Source organism: Pseudomonas sp. UBA3149, assembly GCF_002364655.1.
In the GTDB taxonomy this organism is placed as follows: Bacteria; Pseudomonadota; Gammaproteobacteria; order Pseudomonadales; family Pseudomonadaceae; genus Chryseomonas; species Chryseomonas luteola.
Genome location: NZ_DEYV01000026.1, coordinates 239,505 through 260,231, shown reverse-complemented (window position 1 = coordinate 260,231; position 20,727 = coordinate 239,505). Strand labels below are relative to the sequence as shown.

Here is a 20,727-nt window from a genome sequence, read left to right as displayed (position 1 = left end):
CACCTCACTCCTGCAGGCTGGACAGCAGTTCATGAAGGCGATCCAGGCGCTCACCTGGATCGTCGAGCGAAAGCAGCTCGTTTTTCTGATCAGGCGTAAAAGGCAGCAGGTATCCTAGCTGGTAACCCAATTCGCGCTGCCCACTGGCCGTCCCATCCAGGTCCAGCGCAGCCACCATAGGATGCTCGGCCAATGCCTGCAACAGGGCAGCCAAGTCATCATGCTGATCGCTCAAAGGGCGCTCGGCCGGCTCGTCCAGCCATTCAACCGTACCCATAGTCAGCTGATCATCCTGAACTTCGGTATCCAACAGTCGAAACCGCCGTACACCCTCGACCCTGACGCCCAGCAACCCATTGGACTGCTGCTGCCAGTCCCTGACCACCGCTTCACAACCGAAGCCTCCAAGACGGGTTGGTGCAGCACCCACTTCCTCTCCTTCAAGGATAGTCACCACACCAAAACCGATGTTCTGCTTGAGACAGCGACTGATCATGTCGAGGTAGCGAGGCTCGAACAGCTGCAGATCCAAGGGGCAGCCTGGAAAAAGCGTGGTCGACAGGGGAAACAAGGGAAGCTTCATAAGGCATCTCGATCTATCGTCAGGATTGCCTATTGACGCCTTTAAGTCCGCCACGTGCAATGGCGGACCCGAAAAACGTCACATTTAGAAGCGATAAACTTCCGCACCCGTACGAATGGGAATGATCTTGGGAAGCTTCGCGGGTGCCTCAACGTCTTGAGCCACTTGTGTCCTGGACTGCCTGGAAGATGACTTGGCGGCCTTCCTGGAAGCCTGCTCAGCCGCAGTGACCGCACCGGCTAGCTGCTTGGCCAGCTGCTGCAACAGAAGGCTCTGGGCTCTGACCTGATCTGCTTCGGTTCCGTTGTGGTTCTCCTCAAGGTGAACCATCCGACTGCCCCTGAGCTTTTCATTACTATCCAGCAGGTGCCAGCGTGCATCAAGGACAGCAGACTGCTTCGGGCCGGAGTCCAGGCGAGAAATCTCCAGTTCAACCATGATCTCAGGTTTGTACCCTTCGGGGGCATCCCCTATCACGACCCTGTTACTGTTGAGACGCCATGCCATCTGACGGAGCAGTACATGCTGCATATCATCAGTGAGAGAGCCTGCCCAGCGCGCCTTGCTGTCCGATAAGGAACCATCGGGGTGCCGCTGCAGCAAGGTGCCGTGCTGCAGATAATTGGCAATGTTCAGGCTGCGAATTTGCACGGCGGTGCCGGCCTTGGTCTTGGGAACCGAAGCCGTCCCGCTGTCCAGCTGATAATAATGAGCCGGATATAGGCTAGCGCAGCCGCCCAGACCCAAGGTCATGGTAGCTGCAAGCAATGCCATCAAACACGTTCGCTTCATTGAGTACCTACTGTCGAGCCACGTCCTGGCTGAAACCGATTACGTCGGACGAAAACAGACGGCGAATCATCCTAGAATTTTACGCCGTCTTCCAGCCAATCCGATCAAATCTCGACATCCAAGGCATCAACACGCTGGAAACCGCGTGGCAGTTTGTTGCCGCGACGCCCGCGCTCACCTCTGTAATGCTCAAGGTCATCGCCCTTGAGGGACAGGGTCCGCTTGCCTGCCTGCAACACCAGCTGACCACCTGGCGGTACGATGGCAAAGCCCACCATGTACTCTTCACGACTGGCAACCTTATCACCGGGAATCCCAATGATCTTGTTGCCTTTACCCTTGGCCAGCTGAGGCAGATCAGACACATTGAAGACCAGCAGGCGCCCTTCAGTCGTAACTGCTGCAAGCAGATCCTGCTCAGCATTGCGAACCACCTTAGGCACCATGACCTGCGCCCCCGCCGGCAAGTTAATCAAGGCCTTGCCCGCCTTGTTCTTGGCCTGCAGATCTTCACCTTTGACAACGAACCCATATCCCGCATCGGATGCCATGACATACAGCTGCCCGTCATCCGGCAGAAGTACCGTTTCGAACGTAGCGCCCGGCGGCGGCGTAAGACGCCCCGTCAAGGGCTCACCTTGTCCCCGCGCAGAAGGCAACGAATGTGCAGCCAGTGAATAGCTTCGCCCCGTGGAGTCGATAAAGACGGCAAACTGATTGGATCGCCCTGGCGCCGCGGCCTTGAATCCATCTCCCGCCTTGTAGGAAAGGCCGGTGGCATCGATGTCGTGCCCTTTGGCGCTGCGAACCCATCCCTTTTCAGACAGGACAACCGTTACCGGCTCAGTAGGCATAAGTTCGGTTTCAGACAACGCGCGCGCTTCCGCACGCTCGACAATCGGCGAACGCCGCTCATCGCCATACGCCTCGGCATCCTGGATCAGCTCATCGCGCACCAGCTTGCGTAGCTTCTTGTCGCTGCCCAATAGCCCTTGAAGTCGCTTTTGCTCTTTGAGGAGTTCGTCCTGCTCGCTCTTGATCTTCATTTCCTCCAGGCGCGCCAGCTGACGCAGCCGGGTATCGAGGATGTAGTCAGCCTGGGTCTCGCTCAACCCGAAACGAGCCATCAGCACAGCCTTGGGCTGCTCCTCGGTACGGATGATATGAATCACTTCGTCCAGATTGAGGAAGGCGATCATCAAACCTTCGAGCAGATGCAAGCGGCGCTCGACCTTGTCCAGACGGAATTGCAGGCGACGGCGTACAGTGCCGATACGGTACGTCAGCCACTCACCCAATACCTGCCGAAGGTTCTTGACCTGCGGCTTGCCATCCAACCCGATCACGTTGAGGTTTACGCGATAGCTGGACTCCAGATCGGTTGTGGCAAACAGATGCTGCATCAGCTCGTCGAGGTCGACCCGATTGGAGCGTGGCACCACAACAATACGGGTCGGATTTTCATGGTCGGATTCGTCACGCAGGTCAGCGACCATCGGCAACTTTTTGGCTTGCATCTGGGCAGCGATCTGCTCCAGCACCTTGGCGCCCGACACCTGATGCGGCAGCGCTGTGATGACAACCTCGCCATCTTCCTTGCGGTATACGGCACGCATGCGTACGGAGCCGCGACCTGTCTCGTAAAGCTTCAGAAGATCCGCACGTGGGGTAACGATCTCTGCCTCGGTCGGAAAATCCGGACCTGGTACATGCTCGGTCAACTGAGTAACCGTTGACTGCGGCTCATCCAGCAGACGGATACACGCGGCGGCGACTTCCCGAAGGTTATGGGGAGGAATATCGGTAGCCATCCCTACGGCGATACCGGTCGTGCCGTTGAGCAACAGATTGGGCAGCCGAGCAGGCAATACCGCGGGCTCATCCATGGTGCCGTCGAAATTGGGCACCCAATCCACAGTACCCTGCCCCAGCTCAGTTAACAGGACTTCGGAATAGCGGGACAGCCGCGCCTCGGTATAACGCATGGCGGCAAACGATTTGGGATCGTCAGGGGCGCCCCAGTTGCCCTGGCCATCAACCAGTGGATACCGGTAGGAGAATGGCTGCGCCATGAGCACCATGGCCTCGTAGCAGGCACTGTCGCCATGCGGATGGTACTTACCCAGCACATCGCCTACGGTACGGGCTGATTTTTTGTGCTTGGCATCGGCGCTCAGGCCAAGCTCGCTCATCGCATAAATGATGCGCCGCTGCACAGGCTTCAAACCGTCGCCGATATGAGGAAGGGCTCGGTCCATGATGACGTACATGGAATAATTCAGGTACGCCTGCTCGGTAAAATCGGCCAGCGAACGGCGTTCTACACCGTCCATACTCAGATCGAGAGAGTCGCTCATGCGGTTTACTCTTGTTTCGTATACTGGCGCAGCAGCAAGGTGCCGCCGCGCTGGGTGAATTCAAGTTGGCGCAGGGCGCTCATACCAAGCAGCACCTGATCACCATCGATATTGGGCGCAACCAGCGCACGTACGTCGTGCAGCACGATATCGCCCAATCGAAGCTCATTGATACGGGTACGCCAGCCTTCGGCCCGACCATTGGCTGTGCTCAACAGAACAGGGCCGCCATGGGGCAGTTTCAGCGTGGCCGCCAGCTCAGCTGACAGGGCAACATCAGTTGCGCCCGTATCGACTACAAAGGTGACGTCCTTGCCATTCAGCGATCCGTTGGCCAGAAAGTGTCCTGCACCATTACCGGCCAGACTAACCTCGATATAGCCATCGCCGTGCTGGGAGACAGGCACCTGATTAGGGTTCTGCCGCTGCAGCTCAAGGCCGCCAAACCAGTGCGCCAAGAGCCATAGCCCTGCCCCCCACGCAAGAAAGAGCATGACGCGTCCGGCACGCTGGCCTGCCGTCTGATGACTCACGGTGCGTCCCAGCCCGCGGCGGGTGCAGCGTAATGCAGAACGTAAGGCCGCTTGTCACCATCCTCGCGCGCCAGATCACCGGTATCCAGGCCAATCCAGGCGCCTCGCTCGTCTATCCATAGCGCCTCGGCCAATCCCCAGTTCTGCCGGTAATGCCGAACAGGGGCCAGCAGTGTTTTAGCGAATGACCAACAGCGTTCGGCAATACCCGACTCAGCGCTACGACGACAGAGTTGATGAGCCGCACGTTCCAGGGTAAAGAGCTTTCCGTGGTAATAGACCATGTCGGAAAAGTCGACAGGTAGCGGGCCGCGTTTACCCAGCGCAGGCGGAATCGGTGTGGTCCCGCCCTCGGCAAACATGACGCAGCTACCATGGCAGACCCACTTATCGCCCTGCTTGAACAGCGTCAGGATTCCGCGGCGCTGCCGCTCTGCTGCCAGCCAGATCTGCTGGCCATCCGGGCTTACAGAGATACCTTCATAAATGGAATTGAAGTGTGTAAGAAGACCATGACGGTTTGCCTGTGACATCAGGTTCCAAGGCAGCTTCAGCCAGGACTGACCACCCTGCACAGGATCGAGCAATACTGCCGCGTATCCTTCGCTGACCAGATAACGGTTACCCGCCTCATCACAGGTGATGCCCTCAAGATCGACCGTCCCGCCTCGCTTGTACTCTGCAAGGCGGACAAACAGGCGAAGGTTCCAAGGCAGCCCTGCTGAAGGCGGAGGGCCTGCCGAAATCGGATGAGCTTCGGCCTTCCAGATCTCGCCGCTCGAGTCCAGACGATAATATTGGTCATCGTCGCGATCCGATACCGTCCAGAATTCACCCTTGCACAGTGCCAGGCCGGACAGATTGCCGCCTCGCATCCCTTCCACAGGATATTCTGCTTCCAGGCGCAGCTCTTCCGCTGCACTGGCCTGCTGCAAACCGAGACCTAGCAGTATTAATAGAGCCCACAGGCGCCAATGCTTACTCAAACAAGCACCTCAGCCAGGTTCCCCTTGCTCTCCAGCCAGCTTTTGCGATCCCCAGAGCGTTTTTTTGCCAACAGCATATCCATGATTTCGAGCGTCCCAGGAGTGTCCTCCAGGGTAAGCTGCACCAGCCGTCGCGTATTGGGATCCATCGTGGTCTCACGCAACTGAAGCGGGTTCATCTCACCCAGCCCCTTGAATCGGGTCACCTGTGGCTTGCCACGCTTCTTCTCGGCCGCAAGGCGATCAAGGATACCGTCTCGCTCGGCCTCATCCAGCGCATAGTAGACCTCCTTACCCAGGTCAATCCGATACAGGGGAGGCATGGCGACATAGACATGCCCGGCCTCCACCAACGGTCGGAAGTGGCGCACAAACAGTGCACACAGCAGCGTGGCGATATGCAGACCGTCAGAGTCGGCATCCGCCAGGATGCAGATTTTGCCGTACCGTAGCTGGGAAAGGTCCGCTGCACCGGGATCCACGCCAATCGCAACCGCGATGTCATGAACCTCCTGGCTACCCAGAACCTCACCACCGTCGACTTCCCAGGTGTTCAGGATCTTACCGCGCAACGGCATGATCGCCTGAAACTCCTTATTGCGAGCCTGCTTGGCGCTACCGCCTGCTGAGTCCCCTTCAACCAGGAACAGCTCACAGCGCAGCGGCTCCTGCCCTACGCAGTCCGCGAGCTTACCGGGCAGTGCGGGGCCTTGAGTGATCTTCTTACGCTCAACCTTCTTGCCAGCCTTCAGGCGACGCCCGGCATTGTTGATGGCCAGCTCAGCGACTTGCAGACCCAGCTCTGGGTTGGCATTAAGCCAAAGGCTGAAGGCATCCTTAACGACGCCCGAGACGAACGCCGAAGCCTCACGCGAGGAGAGACGCTCCTTGGTCTGGCCAGAGAACTGAGGCTCCTGCATCTTCATCGACAGGACGAAGGCGATGCGCTCCCAGATATCCTCGGGCGCAAGCTTGAGACCACGGGGCAAGAGATTGCGAAACTCGCAGAACTCACGAATGGCATCGAGCAACCCCTGACGCAAACCATTGACGTGCGTTCCACCCTGGGCAGTAGGGATTAGGTTGACGTAGCTTTCCTGAACCGACTCACCGCCTTCAGGCAACCACAAGAGCGCCCAGTCGACGGCCTCCTTGTCTGACGCCAGGCTGCCGAAGAACGGAGCCTCCGGCAGGCGTAAGGCGTCACCTACCGCATCAACCAGATAGGAGCGCAGGCCATCTTCATAATGCCACTCGATACGCTCACCGCTGGCCTTGTCCTCGAAACTGACCGCAAGGCCAGGGCAGAGAACGGCCTTTGCCTTGAGAATATGCTTCAACCGGCTGACAGAAAACTTTGGCGAGTCGAAGTATTTGGGGTCAGGCCAGAAATGAACGCTGGTGCCGGTGTTGCGCTTGCCGACACTGCCCACTACGGCCAGCTCACTCGCCTTGAAGCCATCGGCAAATGCCATAGCATACTCGCTGCCATCACGCTTGACCTTGATCTCGACACGGGTGGACAGCGCATTCACTACAGAAATACCCACCCCGTGCAAGCCACCGGAGAACTGGTAGTTCTTGTTGGAAAACTTACCGCCGGCGTGCAGTTTGGTCAGGATCAATTCGACGCCTGAAACGCCTTCTTCCGGATGGATGTCGACCGGCATACCACGGCCGTCATCGAGCACTTCCAGGGAGTTATCCTCATGAAGGATGACCTGCACACTACGGGCATGACCGGCCAGCGCCTCGTCGACACTGTTGTCGATCACTTCCTGCGCCAGGTGATTGGGACGAGTCGTGTCGGTGTACATGCCCGGGCGCTTGCGCACCGGATCCAGTCCGGACAGGACCTCGATAGCTTCTGCGGTATAGGCGTTTTGCTGGGCCATAATCTCTATTTGAAAGTCGAAAAATCGATGCCATGCCACAAGACAGGCGAGAAACCGGCAAAGGACAATAGCGAAGGCAGCTTTTCAGCGAAGTTCTGGAAACCATGGTCTCCACCCGCTTCGATGCGCAATGCACATCCTTGATAAAGCGCCTGGGCGTCGCGATAGTCGAGCGTCTCGTCAGCCGTCTGCAGCCACACCTGGTAGCGGGAAGGATCCTGAGGCGCGCCCACATCGAGCGCCGCCAGCGCGTCAACGTGAGCGTCCGTCAATACCCACTCCTCACCGCTGTAATAGTTTTTCTGCGGCCCCCGATAAGCATCGATCAAACGCCAGGGGCGCACTGCCGGATTAACCAGTAGGGCCTTCAGGCCATAACGCTCGGCAAGAACGGTGGCATAGTAGCCGCCTAATGAACTGCCGACCAGTAAAGGCTGGCCCAAAGCAGCCAGAGATGTCTCAAGCTGAGACATGGCAATGACAGGGTCATAATGAAGATCAGGCACGCGAACGCACCCCTGCAGGCCGAGCCGCTGCATGCAGGCATGGAGCTGGCGGGCTTTGAGGGAAGCCGACGAGCTATTGAAGCCGTGGATATACAGTACAGAAGGCACTGGTTAATCCTGTATAAATAACCAGTGCTATATTAACCTTTTTTTGCCTCCTCTTGAAGGCCTATCGGCTAATAACCACTGCCCTGGAAATCCACATTGAAATCCACACCTTCTACCCGCGAGATGCCGGTTTCAATCGTACCGTCCGGTAATAGCCTGAGCCAGCGGTAGCCCGGGGCTTGCATGCCCACTTTGAAATCAATGCTGTTCGGCTCAAACTGCAGCCCTGTTGACGGTGATGCCAACAGGCGTACGCCGTTACGTATCTGATCGAATTCCTGATGGATATGGCCCCAGAGAATGACGCGCACCTGCGAATACCGATCCAGCACTTCAAAAAGCGCCTCAGGATTGAGAACCCCTAACGGCTCCATCCACTGGCAGCCCACCTGAACAGGGTGGTGATGGAAAGACACCAGCACGTGTCGATCCGGTGCTTCGCTCAGTGCCTTTTCGAGCAGCTCGAGCTGCTCCTGGTCGAACCGCCCGGGCACGGCACCATTAATAGTCGAATCCAGCATGATCAGCCGCCACTGCCCCATATCGAGCACGGGGTCCATGAGGTCTGTTCCGGCACAGAAGGTTTGCATTACCTTGACCTTGTCATGGTTGCCCGGCAACCAGCGGGCAGGCGCATCAAGGCAAGCCGTAAGCTCCTTGAAGGACTGGTAGGCCTCGGGCGTACTTTCCTGTGCCAGGTCTCCGCTGGCCAGTATCAGGTCTATCGTCGGCTGCTCGGCTCGTACGCGCTCTACAACCTGTTCCAGGCTATAGCGGGTATCCAACCCCAACAGGCGCCCCTCGGGAGAGGAAAACAGGTGACTATCGGTAAGCTGGACCACAAGCGGTGCAGCGAGGAAATCTGGCGACGTAGCCAAAGCCATCTCCTTGAATCGCGGCGTCTACAACAAATCAAAGTGTAGAGAGTGCATGTAAGCGCACCTAACAGATGGTGCACAGTTCACACTTGTAACCGATGAACTGTATGCCGACCCCTGTTTGACAAGGTATTACATCACGCAGCGACAAAAGGTCGTTTTACGGCAGCAGGCGACGGTAGCAGCATCAAATTAAATGCTAGCACAAAGCCATTATTTGCGTATCGATCCGTGGCTGGGAGTTTCTATGGCGGCGAGACACGCGCGCCGGAGGACAAAGCGGTAATCAGCGTTGCAGGACAGGTTCGGACTCGTGTCCGCATGCCATGCAGTGGCTCAACCATTCGCCTAGAAACAAATTCAGCTGCGTCTTTTCGTCAGGATGGTTCATCAGCTCGTTCGGATACGGATAGATTGCCTGTAACCGGCGGGTCGGCCCCGCGCTGATGACCTCTGCCATGCGTGCATCATGGTAAACACGCACTTCAAGCCTGGGCACAGGCAACCAGGGAAGCCCAAGCTCCTGGCTGACCTGCAGTGTTGTTGTATATGGACACGCCTCGGTCACTTCCAAGGCCAGTATGCCCAACAGCTTTTCTCCCTGCGAAAGCGCCACACGACGGGAAATCAGTGCCTCGCGCATCTTGGGAAGAAGCTGCATCAGTCGCAGATAGTTGGACTCGCACGTGGCCTGCAGCCCCGGCAAGTCAACTCGGTAGCGATCCCGCCCTTTCAAACCCATAAACCACGTACCTCGGCGCGATTGAGCGCCAGCCATTGCAAGGCAATCATTGCCGCTGCGTTATTGATTTTTCCATTCTTGACGGCGTCCAGCGCATCCTCAAAAGGCATGACGTGAACACGAATATCTTCCCCTTCTTCAGGCAAGCCGTGCACACCGCCAGCCTCGTCGCTGTCCACACGGGCCAGGAAGAGATGCACCAGCTCGTCACTGCCACCTGGAGAGGGGAAGTAAGTGGAGATGGGCCATAGCGATTGCAAGGCCAGACCAGCCTCTTCTTGCGCTTCGCGATGAGCGACCTCTTCGGGCACCTCATGGCTCTTGTCGATCAGCCCGGCTATCGGCTCAAGCAGCCACGGATTATCACTTTTATCGATGGCCCCAACCCTGAACTGCTCTACCAGCACTACCTTATCCCGCTTGGGATCGTAGGGCAGTACGCAGACCGCATCGTGCCGAACAAAAAGCTCCCGATCCAACCGGCGACCCATTTCGCCGGAAAACAACCGATGCCGTAAATATAGACGGTCTACGCGATAAAACCCTTTGAAACACTCTTCGCGGCGCTCAATTTCGAAGTCGCCTGGGGCTGACTTTACGTTTTCGCTCATCTAAGCCTCTCCAGACTTCAGTCGTGACAATCGCGCCATCCTAGCGTGACCGCTTGAAGGATGCAGCCCCTTGGCAGTACCGTCCGGAAGACAGGAAGATATGCGGATGACTGAACGGTTTGATGCCGAACTCATTGCACCGGATGCACTCGAAGCACATCCTGAGCACAGCCCCTCTACCTACCAAGGAGCCCCATGCGACTGTCCAAACTACTCGTTATCGCCAGCGCGGCCGTTTTATTGAGTGCCTGCCAAAGCTTTTTCAAGCCTGACCTGAACGAACCGCTCAAGCCCAAGCGTGTGGCGTGGGAGCACCGTCCGGCGGGCTGCGCCAATGCTGACTGCCCCTTCGTCAATGTCGATACGCTGAAGTTCGACGATGAACACCTTAATGCGATCATCGAGCAAGCCTTGCTTGAGGAAACCCGACCGGAACCGGGAGCCCCGGTAGCACAGTCGCTGGACGCTTACGAGCAGGACTTCCTGCGCAATGCGCAGCCGCGCTGGAGCAGTTACCTGCAGGCCAACATACGCGAGCAGCATGATGGGCTGGTGATTGTCGAGCTGTCATCCTATCTGGACACAGGCGGTGCCCACGGCCAGCCGGGCCGCAGCATCATCAATTATGATCGTCAGCAAAAGAAAGTCCTGACGCTTCAGGACATCCTGGTGCCAGGACAGGAACAGGCTTTCTGGGATGTAGCCAAAACCGCCCACCAGGCATGGCTGATAGCCAACGGACTCAAGGACGACGGTGCCTTCGAGAAAGAATGGCCCTTCGTCAAGACATCCAACATTGCACTGGATTTCGGTGCCGTCACGCTGAAGTATGATGTCACCAGCATTGCGCCCTACTCCATGGGCCATCCGCTTATCAAGATCCCCTATCCCAAGCTGAACGGCATCGTGCGCCCTGAATACTTTCCAGGCCGCCGCGCGCTGTAAGCCTGCTAGCCTGGCGATGCGAATCGCCAGGCTAGCGTTTCCTACCGTGCAATCAGTCTCCCCAGCGCCAACTGAAGTAGACCCGCCAGGATCAGCGCCGGCAGGGTTGCCCCCAGTACGGGCCAGAAAGCAGCAAGCAGATGATAGATCGCTACACCGCAGCCCCAGGCGATGAGGGTGTCCCAGCGCAGCGTCGTCATGGCTACATGATCGGCGTGCTGGGTACGAAGGATAAAATGGTCGACCAGTACCACGCCAAAGAGTGGGGCGAATACCGACCCGATGAGCAGTAGAAAGTGCTCGTATTCAGCCAGGGCAACCTGCCACGCGATGAGTGTACACAGCACGCCGAAAGCCAGTGACAGATGCTCGACCTTGAGCCGAACCAAAATGCCGGAAGACACAGCAGCTGAATGAATAGCCGCAAATGTATTTTCCGACTCATCCAGCAGGATCAGCAGCAGGGGTATGCCTACGCCTGCGCCCGCCAGGGCCAGTAATAGAGCATTGGTCTGGCTTGCATCAGCGAAAGCCAGGGTATAGGCCACGCCCAGTCCCATCAGCCAGAAGTTGCCCAGGCAGTAACCAATGGCCGTGCCGCCAAACACGCCAGCCTGCCCGCGCCCAAACCGAGCATAGTCGGCAATCAGTGGTAACCAGGACAGCGGCATGGCGATAGCAATATCGAATCCGGCTGCAAAATTCAGTGATCCATCACCAGGACGCGCCCACAGCGCAGCCAGATCTGCCTTGGAGAAGAAATTCCAGGTCAGCCAAATGCAGGCGGCCAGGAGCAGCCAAATACCCCAGCGACGCAGAATGCGGCGAACGAAGGTAAGCGGACCGGCGACCGCCAGAGTCGTGACCAGTAAGCCGAATATCAACGTCCAGAAGACCGGATTGGCTAGCCAGCCACCCGCCCCCAGGTAACGATCCGTTAGGAGAAGGGCTGCATCTCTCATAACCACCAGCTCGAAGCTGCCCCATCCTACCAGCTGCAGGATGTTCAGTACGGCAGGAACTACCGCACCGTAGCGCCCAAGGTTCAGCTTGAGCGCCGACATGGCTGAAAGGCCGGTGCGGCTCCCGATGGTCCCAACAACGGCCAGGAGCAGTGAGCCGGCAACCGAACCACATAGAATCGTAAGCCAGCCTTGGGCAAGGCCAAGTCCGGGAGCCAGAAGCGCCCCGGTCTGAACCACCATGAGCCCGACGCTGAGCGAAAACCACAGGGAAAAGAAATCACGTCCGCCTAATACACGGCGTGCGTCAGGCACCACGATGTCGGGTGAATAGGTGCTGGTCGTACTCACGATAAACGATATCTCGGGTAGTCAACGGGACAGGCGCACTTTTTAAGTCGCCCTGAACATAACAAGAAGCCGCGCCCAGGGACGCGGCTTAGCACTACACAACAACCCTCGCGTTAAACCTGCTTGTAAATCACACTGCCCTCTTCCTTGAACCGTGCTGCCTGCTCCTGAAACCCGGCTTCGATGGCTCTTTTCTCATCGGTCAATCCATTCTCCTTGGCGTAATCACGCACTTCCTGAGTGATCTTCATGGAGCAGAACTTGGGCCCGCACATCGAGCAGAAGTGCGCCACCTTGGCAGAGTCCTTGGGCAGGGTCTCGTCGTGGAAAGCACGCGCTGTGTCCGGGTCCAGGCCCAGGTTGAACTGATCTTCCCAGCGAAACTCGAAGCGTGCCTTACTTAGCGCGTTATCGCGGATCTGGGCGCCAGGATGACCCTTGGCGAGGTCAGCGGCGTGGGCAGCGATCTTATAAGTGATGATGCCGGTTTTGACGTCGTCTTTGTTGGGCAAGCCCAGGTGTTCCTTGGGCGTGACATAGCACAGCATGGCACAGCCGAACCAACCGATCATGGCGGCGCCGATACCAGAGGTAATGTGGTCATAGCCGGGGGCGATGTCCGTGGTCAGGGGGCCAAGCGTGTAGAACGGCGCCTCGTCGCAGCATTCGAGCTGCTTGTCCATGTTTTCCTTGATCAGCTGCATCGGCACATGGCCCGGACCTTCGATCATGCACTGGACATCATGCTTCCAGGCCAGCTTGGTCAGCTCTCCCAACGTTTCCAGTTCACCAAACTGGGCGGCATCATTGGCATCCGCAATAGAGCCAGGCCGCAGGCCATCCCCCAGGGAGAAGCTGACGTCATAGGCCTTCATGATTTCGCAGATTTCTTCGAAATGCGTATACAGGAAGTTCTCCTGGTGATGCGCCAGACACCACTTGGCCATGATTGAACCGCCGCGCGAAACGATACCGGTCACGCGCTTGGCCGTCAGCGGCACGTAGCGCAACAGTACCCCCGCGTGAATGGTGAAGTAGTCCACTCCCTGCTCGGCCTGCTCGATAAGCGTGTCGCGGAAGATCTCCCAAGTCAGGTCCTCAGCTACACCACCGACCTTTTCCAGCGCTTGATAGATTGGAACCGTCCCGATCGGAACCGGACTGTTACGCAGGATCCACTCACGCGTCTCGTGAATATGCTTCCCGGTAGACAGGTCCATCACCGTATCAGCGCCCCAGCGGATGCCCCAGGTCAGTTTTTCCACCTCTTCCTCGATTGAGGACCCCAGCGCACTGTTACCGATATTGCCGTTGATCTTCACCAGGAAGTTGCGGCCGATGATCATCGGCTCCAGCTCAATATGGTTGATGTTTGCAGGGATAATGGCGCGGCCACGGGCCACTTCGTCCCGGACGAACTCTGCGGTAATTTCTTTCGGGATGGCAGCACCAAAGCTTTGCCCGCCATGTTGCTGCGTCAAAAGACCCGCCTCCCGAGCCTCCTGAAGCTTCATGTTCTCGCGAATGGCAATGTATTCCATTTCCGGCGTGATGATGCCTTTCCTGGCGTAATGCATCTGACTGACGTTGTGCCCTGCCTTGGCCCGGCGCGGGGTCCGGACATGGGCGAACCGCAGGGCGTCAAGCGCAGGGTCATCCAGGCGAGCACGCCCGAACTCGGAGGAAAGCCCCGGTAGAATCTCGGTATCACCACGCTCATCGATCCAGCGCGAGCGAACATCCGGCAGCCCCTTGCGTAGATCGATGCGTACATCCGGGTCTGTATATGGGCCTGATGTGTCGTAAACAAATACCGGCGCATTCTTCTCGCCGCCGAACGCGGTTGGCGTGTCAGCCAGACGGATCTCACGAACCGGCACGCGGATATCCGGCCGGGAGCCGGTCAGGTAGACCTTTCGGGAGTTGGGAAACGGCTGGGTGGACTGGCGATCGACCTGAGTGAAATCGGTGACATTGTTCTGCTTGTTCATCGAGGCTCTCCTGGTAGGCACGGTGCCGGGGAAGAACCTGATACACAGGAACAGGCGGATGCCTGCAAGGTGGTTTGTTCGAGCGAACAGACCTCTTGTTCCCTACGCGGGTTGGCACGTCGCACGCGACGAGTCTAGCCCGATCAGGTTCAACGGGATCCGGGACTACCCGATCTCAGCGCTTCGTATGACGCACCCCGACAAGAACGTCTGCAGTGTAAACACAGAATGCGTTACCCGCCAGGAAACTTCACAGCATATTTTCTCTCGTATGGCCGATACGGCTACACTCGCCCTACAACATGGAAAGCTATGCCAGGACCTCACATGCTGCGTATCGTTCTCTTTTCAACCCTGAGCTGTGCCTGCAGCCTGGTTATGGCTCAGCCAGCAGAGTCGGCTACTACACAGAACGGACTGGTCGCGGTTTACCAGGAAGCCCTCAACAACAACTCCGATCTGGCAGCCGAGCGTGCCGGCCTTGCCGCGCAGCGGGAAGCCATTCCGCAAGCCCGCGCAGGCCTGCTACCGCAGCTCAGCTTGGGCGCGCAAGTCAATGACACCCATATGAGTCTGGGACTGAAGCAGAACGACACCTTAGGGATTGCGGAGGGGCGATATAAGAGTGATCGCAGCAGTCAGATGATCCAGGCCAACCTCAGCCAGCCGCTGTTCCGGGCAGATCGTTGGTTTCAACTCCAGGCAGCCAAGGCCGGTACGGAACAGGCCGAGTACCAGTTTTCAGCCGCCCAGCAGAACCTGATCCTGCAAACGGCGGAGGGCTATTTTAGCGCCTTGCGTGCCCAGGATGCCTTGGCGACAGCCAGGGCTGAGGAAGCAGCCCTGTTCCGTCAGCTCGACCAGACCCGGGAGCGGTTCAAGGTGGGGCTAACGGACGAGACCGATGTACTCCAGGCCCAGGCCAGTTATGACACAGCCAAGGCCAACAGCTCTCTGGCTTCGCGTAATGTCCAGGATGCCTTTCAGGGGCTGGTCCGTCTGACCAACCGGGAGTACAACGCGCTCGAAGGTATTCGCCACGATCTGCCGATCCTGCCACCCATGCCCAACGATGCCAAGGCCTGGGTCGATCGCGCCGTGGCGCAGAACCTCCAGCTGCTGGCCTCCAACTCAGCCGTAGACACGGCGCAGGAAACCTTGCGCCAGCGCAAGGCCGGACACTTACCCACCGTAGATGCGGTGGCGCGCTACCAGCGCGGCGACAATGACGCTTTCAACCTGCCCAACCCGGGTGTCGATATTTTCGACAGCCCCGTCAGCCAGCGCAGCATAGGCGTGCAGATAAACGTACCTATTTATACCGGCGGACTGACCAGCTCCCAGGTACGCGAAGCCTATCAGCGGCTGGACCAGAGCGAGCAGCAGCGCGAGAGCATGCGCCGTGAAGTGGTGCAAAATACGCGCAATTATCATCGTGCAATCAACACCGATGTCGAACAGATCGCGGCACGCAAGCAGAACATTGCGTCCAGCCAGCGCGCTCTCGAAGCGACCCAGATCGCTTATCAAGTAGGCACACGCAGTATCGTTGATGTACTCGACATACAGCGCCAGCTCTATAACGCCGTTCGTGAATACAACAATGCTCGCTATGACTATATCCTGGATAACCTGCGCCTGAAGCAGTCAGCCGGCCTTCTGAGCCCGAACGACCTGCTTGAGCTGTCGCGCTATTTGAAACCTGACTACGATCCGGACCGTGACTTCCTGCCTCCGGATCTGGCCAAACCCATCAGTATGACGCAGCGGCCCTCGTTAAGACCCTGACGAATGCCTGATCAACCGATCCAGCCCATCCAGCAGGCGCTGCAAGGCGCCCTGGTTGGCTTTGAGTACAGCCAGTCCGCCCTGCCGCATCTGGTCGGCTACATGCTCATCCATCAGCAGCAGCTGGAGCGCCTCAGCAATATCCTCGGCGCTCCTTACATCACGTAAGGCCTGCGCATCGCGCAGTTGCGCCGCGATGTCCAGAAAGTTAAATACATGCGGTCCGGAAAGAACCGGCTTACCCAGGGCTGCCGGCTCCAGAAGATTATGCCCGCCCCGCTCGATCAGGCTACCTCCTACAAAAGCGACATCCGCTGCGGCATATAAGAAGAGCAACTCGCCCATCGTATCGCCTAGGTAAACGGCCGTGTCGTGAGCAACCGGCTCGTCCTTCGAGCGGCGCGCAGTGCTCAACTGGCTTTGCTGACAATGCTTGTAAACATCATCGAAACGCTCAGGATGACGCGGCACCAGTATCATCAGCGCGTCAGGCAAGTGCTGGCGTAACCGCGTATGGGCCGCCAGAAGAATCTCGTCCTCGCCGGCATGGGTACTGGCTGCAATCCAGACAGGGCGATCTCCCCAGGCTTCTCGCAACACCTCTGCACGACTAATCAGCGCCGGATCGATACTCAGGTCGAATTTGATGGATCCTGTCACAGTGACACACTCAGGCCGGGCCCCAAGCGAGATAAACCGCTCGGCCTCCGCCGGTGTCTGGACCGCGATCCAGTCCATGGATGACAGCATGGGGCGCGTGACACCCTCCAGACGACCATATCCTTTTGCCGATCGTGCAGACAGGCGGGCATTGGCCAGTGCTACCGGAATCCCTCGACAGGAGCACTGATGGATATAGTTGGGCCAGAGCTCGGTCTCCATGATGACAGCTAGCGTCGGTCGTACATGATCCAGAAATCGTGCGACTGCACAGGGCACATCATAAGGTAGATAACAATGCTGGACCTGGTCACCAAACAGCGCCCGAATTCGCTCTGAACCGGTAGGCGTCATACAAGTTACCGTGACGGGCAAATCGGGATGCCGTTCGATCAGAGCCCGTACCATTGGCGCAGCGGCAATACTTTCTCCCACTGAAACCGCATGTATCCAAAGACCACCAGGCCGCATGGGCGGAAGGCCAAGGGAAAACCGCTCCCCCATGCGCTGACGATAGAGCGGCGCCTTACGCGAGCGGAGCACTAAGCGCACGGCAATGAAAGGAAGGGCAATATAGAAAAGCAGGCTATAGAGAATTCTGTTCATAGCGGCGGAGCTTAGCCCGCTTTGCATGGAAAGGCGATGGCAAAGCCCTCTGTTGATCCTAGGACGGCCTTAACCAATGGCTTGCAGCTGCTCGGCAAAGTGCTCACCCAACCAGCGCGCCGCAGGCCCCTGGGGCTCGTCACGCCGCCAGACCAGCTCAACTACCAGCGGAGGTGGCGTCCAGTCACTGGCCAGCTCCACCAAGTGATTCAAGTAAGTAGGATAGCGGGCCACATGACGAGGCAGCCAGGCCCAACCAATGTCACGCATGACCAGTTCTGCTGTCACATAGAAACTGTCGGCTCGCCAGACGTGTGGACTGATCGGCTCGCCGCCCGGGTAACCGCTCTGATAAGGCGCAATGAGAATCTGCCGGTGCTGAGCCAGTTGCTGACGCGTGATGCGAGCATAGTGAGCTAAGGGATGACCTGCCCCACACACCGTAACCATCTCCACCAGACTAAGCCGCCTGCGCTCCAGGGCATCGGGCATGTGCTCGTGATGGAACATGAGTCCAAGGTCAGCTCGGCGATCAAGCAGCTTTCGCGCAACCTCTCCCTGGGCGCCACTGGCAAGCTGTACATCCAGAAAAGGATAGGTCGCTGCCAGGGTCTCAAGGCTGTTGACGATAGGCTGATACGGCATCGCTTCATCATGAGCCAAGCGCAAGCGAGTTTCCTCGCCCTGTGTCAGCCCCAGCGCCCGACTTTCGAGGCGTTCACAATGCCTTAGAATTTCCCGCGCCTCATCAAGCAGCGCCCGTCCCGACTCGGTCAGGCGAGGCTGTCGTCCGCTACTGCGCTCGAACAGCAGGACGCCAAGGTCTGCTTCCAGCAAGGCAATTGCGCTACTGATAGCTGACTGGGCGCGCCCCAACCGGCGAGCCGCTGCAGAGAACGAACACGTCTCGGCCACACTCACAAACAGACAGACCTGATCAAGGCTCCACTGCATAACCTATCTCCATTACAGATAGGTAATCACTTTATCCCATCACAAGAAAAACTAGACTGGGCGTTTTCAATCAGGATGCTTCTTATGATCGGCTACATTTATCTGGCTATTGCCATCGCGGCTGAAATCGTTGCGACGACCGCAATGAAGGCTTTGGATGGCTTCAACAAACCGCTCCCGCTGGTGCTGGTTATCGTTGGCTACGCTGTTGCCATTGGGCTTCTTTCTCAGGTAGTCAAGATTATTCCGGTCGGTATTGCCTATGCCATCTGGTCAGGCATGGGAATCGTGTTGGTCAGCATAGCGGCTGCCGTCATCTACAAGCAGACACTTGATCTGGCCGCCATACTGGGCATGGGTCTTATCATCCTGGGAGTTATTGTCATTCAACTGTTTTCAAAGAGTACAGGACATTGACCTAAGACCTACGTCTGCAATCGCCTCACGTTATACTGCACGCCTGTTTTTGAAAGAGTCCTGCACATGAGCCCAGCACTGAGCACCGATATTCTGATCGTCGGCGGAGGCATTGCCGGCCTGTGGCTGAACGCCCGTCTACGCCGAGCGGGTTTTGCCACAATCCTGATCGAGTCGGGCACCCTGGGGGGCGGGCAAAGCATGAAGTCCCAGGGCATTATCCATGGCGGTGCCAAATATGCCTTGCACGGCGCGCTGACAGGTGCCTCGGAGGCCATTGCCGAAATGCCTCGCCGCTGGCGCGACAGCCTGGCCGGGACGGGCGAGCTGGATCTGCAGGGTGTCCGCATCCTTTCGGAAGCACATTATCTCTGGTCTCCCGGCACGCTCGCTGGCAACCTCACCAGCTTTTTTGCAAGCAAGGCCGTTCGCGGTCGAGTCGAGCCCGTCAAGGGATCGGACCTGCCTCCTGCCCTGCAGGATCGTGCCTTCAAGGGCAAGGCCTATCGCTTGGCAGAGGTGGTATTGGATGTGCCGAGCCTCATTGCGCGTCTGGCAGAGCTGGCAGGTGACAGCGTGATGAAAGGACAACGCCTTGACCCCATCCTTGAGGATGGGCAACTGGTGGGGCTGATCGTGGACGGCCAGCCTATCCGCGCTCAGCGAGTAGTACTGAGCTCAGGCGGAGGCACCGAAGCCCTGCTACGTGACCTGGGCCTTGAGCAACCGGCCATGCAGCGCCGCCCATTGCATATGGTGCTGGTCAAGGCGCCTACACTCAAACCACTCTATGCCCACTGCCTGGGCGGCGGTTCGAAGCCCCGTATTACAGTGACCACACACCCCTCAGCTGACGGGCAATGGGTCTGGTACTTGGGAGGTGAACTGGCTGAAGCCGAAGGTGTAGCACGTTCAGAAGACGAGCAGATTGCAGTGGCTCGTCATGAGCTGGAAAAGCTGCTGCCCTGGATAGACCTCTCCCAGGCGCGGTGGGCCACCTTGCGGGTAGACCGTGCAGAGCCGGCGCAATCCAGCATGGCCCGTCCAGATAATGCCTTTGTGGCGGAACACGGCCATCTGCTGGTCGGCTGGCCAACCAAACTGGCCCTGGCGCCCGATTTTTCTGATCGAGTCTTTGCGGCCCTTGAGCGAGAAGGTATTCGCCCCGGTACGCACCCCGCCCTTCCTCCGCACCCTATGCCACCGATGGGTATCCCAGTTTGGGAGACGCTGCTGCCATGAAAACTTTGCATGATTACTACCGTCCCCTGGGCGCCACTGGGCTTATGGTTTCGCCTCTAGGGCTTGGTACCGTAAAGCTGGGCCGTGATCAGGGCGTGAAATATCCCAATGGATTCACGATTCCTGATGACCGTGAAGCCGCTGACCTGCTGGCCCTTGCCCATGAGCTTGGTATCAACCTCATCGATACTGCTCCCGCCTATGGTCATAGCGAAGAGCGCCTAGGCAAGCTGCTCAAGGGGCAGCGCGACAATTGGGTTATCGTCAGCAAAGTGGGAGAAGAGTTCGAGTCCGGCCAATCACGACACGACTTCAGTGCTCAGCACACTCGGTTTTCTGTCGAGCGCAGCCTGAGGCGATTGGGGACCGACTGCATTGACTTGGTACTCGTACACTCCAACGGACACGATCTCGATATTCTGGAGCACTCAGATGTCTACACGACCCTGGAGACGCTCAAGCGCGAGGGCTCCATTCGCGCTTTCGGCCTTTCCGGCAAGACAGTAGAGGGTGGCCTGCTGGCGCTCGACAAAGGCGATTGCGCCATGGTGACGTACAACCTCAACGAGCGGAGCGAGCGGCCGGTCATCGACCATGCGACCGCTATTGGCAAGGCGATTCTCATCAAAAAGGCGCTGGCCAGCGGACATGTCTGTCTTGGGAGTGGCGTGGACCCCGTCCAGGCCAGTTTTAAACTGGTACTTGGTCATCCAGGAGTGGCCAGCGCTATCATCGGAACCATCAATCCGTTGCACCTGTCGCATAATGTCCGTGTCGCTGCTAGCGTGATCGAGTCCAGACGTTAACGCGCACGGGGCAT

The 20,727-nt window shown here is 58.0% G+C and carries 19 protein-coding genes and 1 riboswitch; of the genes, 5 read left to right on the top strand and 14 right to left on the bottom strand.

From position 1 onward, the window contains the following. Nucleotides 1–4 precede the first annotated feature (4 nt). The 10 genes from B3729_RS15725 to B3729_RS15680 form a co-directional block, all read right to left on the bottom strand. A complete protein-coding gene (locus B3729_RS15725) occupies nucleotides 5–583 on the bottom strand; it encodes an LON peptidase substrate-binding domain-containing protein (protein WP_286788336.1) in 579 nt (192 codons plus the stop codon). A gap of 84 nt (nucleotides 584–667) precedes the next feature. Beyond that, nucleotides 668–1,375, bottom strand: a complete 708-nt coding sequence (locus tag B3729_RS15720) for a PqiC family protein (protein ID WP_286788335.1) — start codon at nucleotides 1,373–1,375, stop codon at nucleotides 668–670. A gap of 104 nt (nucleotides 1,376–1,479) precedes the next feature. Beyond that, nucleotides 1,480–3,732, bottom strand: a complete 2,253-nt coding sequence (gene parC / locus B3729_RS15715) for a DNA topoisomerase IV subunit A (protein WP_010797087.1) — start codon at nucleotides 3,730–3,732, stop codon at nucleotides 1,480–1,482. Nucleotides 3,733–3,737: 5 nt separating this feature from the next. Next, nucleotides 3,738–4,265, bottom strand: a complete 528-nt coding sequence (locus B3729_RS15710; protein ID WP_037030000.1) for a retropepsin-like aspartic protease family protein — start codon at nucleotides 4,263–4,265, stop codon at nucleotides 3,738–3,740. Then, nucleotides 4,262–5,251, bottom strand: a complete 990-nt coding sequence (locus tag B3729_RS15705; protein ID WP_286788334.1) for an esterase-like activity of phytase family protein — start codon at nucleotides 5,249–5,251, stop codon at nucleotides 4,262–4,264. Before B3729_RS15705 ends, B3729_RS15710 begins: the two co-directional genes overlap by 4 nt. Beyond that, nucleotides 5,248–7,146 carry a DNA topoisomerase IV subunit B gene (gene parE / locus B3729_RS15700; RefSeq protein WP_010797084.1) on the bottom strand — a complete coding sequence of 633 codons (1,899 nt, stop codon included), beginning with the start codon at nucleotides 7,144–7,146 and terminating at the stop codon, nucleotides 5,248–5,250. Before parE ends, B3729_RS15705 begins: the two co-directional genes overlap by 4 nt. 5 nt (nucleotides 7,147–7,151) lie before the next feature. After that, nucleotides 7,152–7,760 (bottom strand): YqiA/YcfP family alpha/beta fold hydrolase, encoded by a 609-nt coding sequence (locus B3729_RS15695; RefSeq protein WP_019364033.1) that lies wholly within the window; start codon nucleotides 7,758–7,760, stop codon nucleotides 7,152–7,154. A 68-nt stretch (nucleotides 7,761–7,828) separates the two neighbouring features. Continuing rightward, the gene (gene cpdA, locus B3729_RS15690; protein WP_125887227.1) at nucleotides 7,829–8,644 is read right to left on the bottom strand and encodes a 3',5'-cyclic-AMP phosphodiesterase; all 816 of its coding nucleotides are present in this window, start codon (nucleotides 8,642–8,644) and stop codon (nucleotides 7,829–7,831) included. A 280-nt stretch (nucleotides 8,645–8,924) separates the two neighbouring features. After that, the gene (locus B3729_RS15685; protein ID WP_010797081.1) at nucleotides 8,925–9,380 is read right to left on the bottom strand and encodes a DUF1249 domain-containing protein; all 456 of its coding nucleotides are present in this window, start codon (nucleotides 9,378–9,380) and stop codon (nucleotides 8,925–8,927) included. Continuing rightward, entirely contained in the window at nucleotides 9,371–9,991 is a 621-nt protein-coding gene (locus B3729_RS15680; protein ID WP_010797080.1) for an NUDIX domain-containing protein, read from the bottom strand. Before B3729_RS15680 ends, B3729_RS15685 begins: the two co-directional genes overlap by 10 nt. Nucleotides 9,992–10,186: 195 nt before the next feature. Here B3729_RS15680 and B3729_RS15675 point away from each other — a divergent pair, with 195 nt between their 5' ends. Further along, a complete protein-coding gene (locus B3729_RS15675) occupies nucleotides 10,187–10,936 on the top strand; it encodes an RsiV family protein (protein ID WP_026003706.1) in 750 nt (249 codons plus the stop codon). 41 nt (nucleotides 10,937–10,977) lie between these two features. Here the strand turns inward: B3729_RS15675 and cytX are convergent, their stop codons facing one another. Both cytX and thiC read right to left on the bottom strand, forming a co-directional pair. After that, nucleotides 10,978–12,249 (bottom strand): putative hydroxymethylpyrimidine transporter CytX, encoded by a 1,272-nt coding sequence (cytX, locus tag B3729_RS15670; protein WP_286788333.1) that lies wholly within the window; start codon nucleotides 12,247–12,249, stop codon nucleotides 10,978–10,980. A 113-nt stretch (nucleotides 12,250–12,362) separates the two neighbouring features. After that, complete coding sequence (gene thiC, locus B3729_RS15665) at nucleotides 12,363–14,240, bottom strand: phosphomethylpyrimidine synthase ThiC (RefSeq protein ID WP_286788332.1); 1,878 nt, start codon at nucleotides 14,238–14,240, stop codon at nucleotides 12,363–12,365. A gap of 82 nt (nucleotides 14,241–14,322) precedes the next feature. Next, a riboswitch (TPP riboswitch) is annotated at nucleotides 14,323–14,450 on the bottom strand. A 117-nt stretch (nucleotides 14,451–14,567) separates the two neighbouring features. Here thiC and B3729_RS15660 point away from each other — a divergent pair. After that, nucleotides 14,568–16,028: a TolC family outer membrane protein gene (locus tag B3729_RS15660; RefSeq protein WP_219650757.1), complete on the top strand. Its 1,461-nt coding sequence runs from the start codon at nucleotides 14,568–14,570 to the stop codon at nucleotides 16,026–16,028. Here B3729_RS15660 and waaA read toward each other — a convergent pair. Together waaA and B3729_RS15650 are read right to left on the bottom strand one after the other, a co-directional pair. Then, the gene (waaA, locus tag B3729_RS15655; RefSeq protein ID WP_286788331.1) at nucleotides 16,017–17,294 is read right to left on the bottom strand and encodes a lipid IV(A) 3-deoxy-D-manno-octulosonic acid transferase; all 1,278 of its coding nucleotides are present in this window, start codon (nucleotides 17,292–17,294) and stop codon (nucleotides 16,017–16,019) included. The two genes, B3729_RS15660 and waaA, sit on opposite strands and share 12 nt — an antisense overlap. Before the next feature lie 69 nt (nucleotides 17,295–17,363). Continuing rightward, nucleotides 17,364–18,248, bottom strand: a complete 885-nt coding sequence (locus tag B3729_RS15650) for a LysR family transcriptional regulator (RefSeq protein ID WP_286788330.1) — start codon at nucleotides 18,246–18,248, stop codon at nucleotides 17,364–17,366. A gap of 84 nt (nucleotides 18,249–18,332) precedes the next feature. On the opposite strand from B3729_RS15650, the gene B3729_RS15645 reads away from it, so the two are divergent. The 3 genes from B3729_RS15645 to B3729_RS15635 all read left to right on the top strand — a co-directional run bounded on the left by B3729_RS15645 (nucleotide 18,333) and on the right by B3729_RS15635 (nucleotide 20,713). Beyond that, nucleotides 18,333–18,665, top strand: a complete 333-nt coding sequence (locus tag B3729_RS15645; protein ID WP_239381906.1) for a DMT family transporter — start codon at nucleotides 18,333–18,335, stop codon at nucleotides 18,663–18,665. Between the two features lie 66 nt (nucleotides 18,666–18,731). Further along, nucleotides 18,732–19,907 (top strand): NAD(P)/FAD-dependent oxidoreductase, encoded by a 1,176-nt coding sequence (locus tag B3729_RS15640; protein ID WP_286788329.1) that lies wholly within the window; start codon nucleotides 18,732–18,734, stop codon nucleotides 19,905–19,907. Next, nucleotides 19,904–20,713, top strand: a complete 810-nt coding sequence (locus B3729_RS15635; protein WP_286788328.1) for an aldo/keto reductase — start codon at nucleotides 19,904–19,906, stop codon at nucleotides 20,711–20,713. Before B3729_RS15640 ends, B3729_RS15635 begins: the two co-directional genes overlap by 4 nt. Nucleotides 20,714–20,727 lie beyond the last annotated feature (14 nt).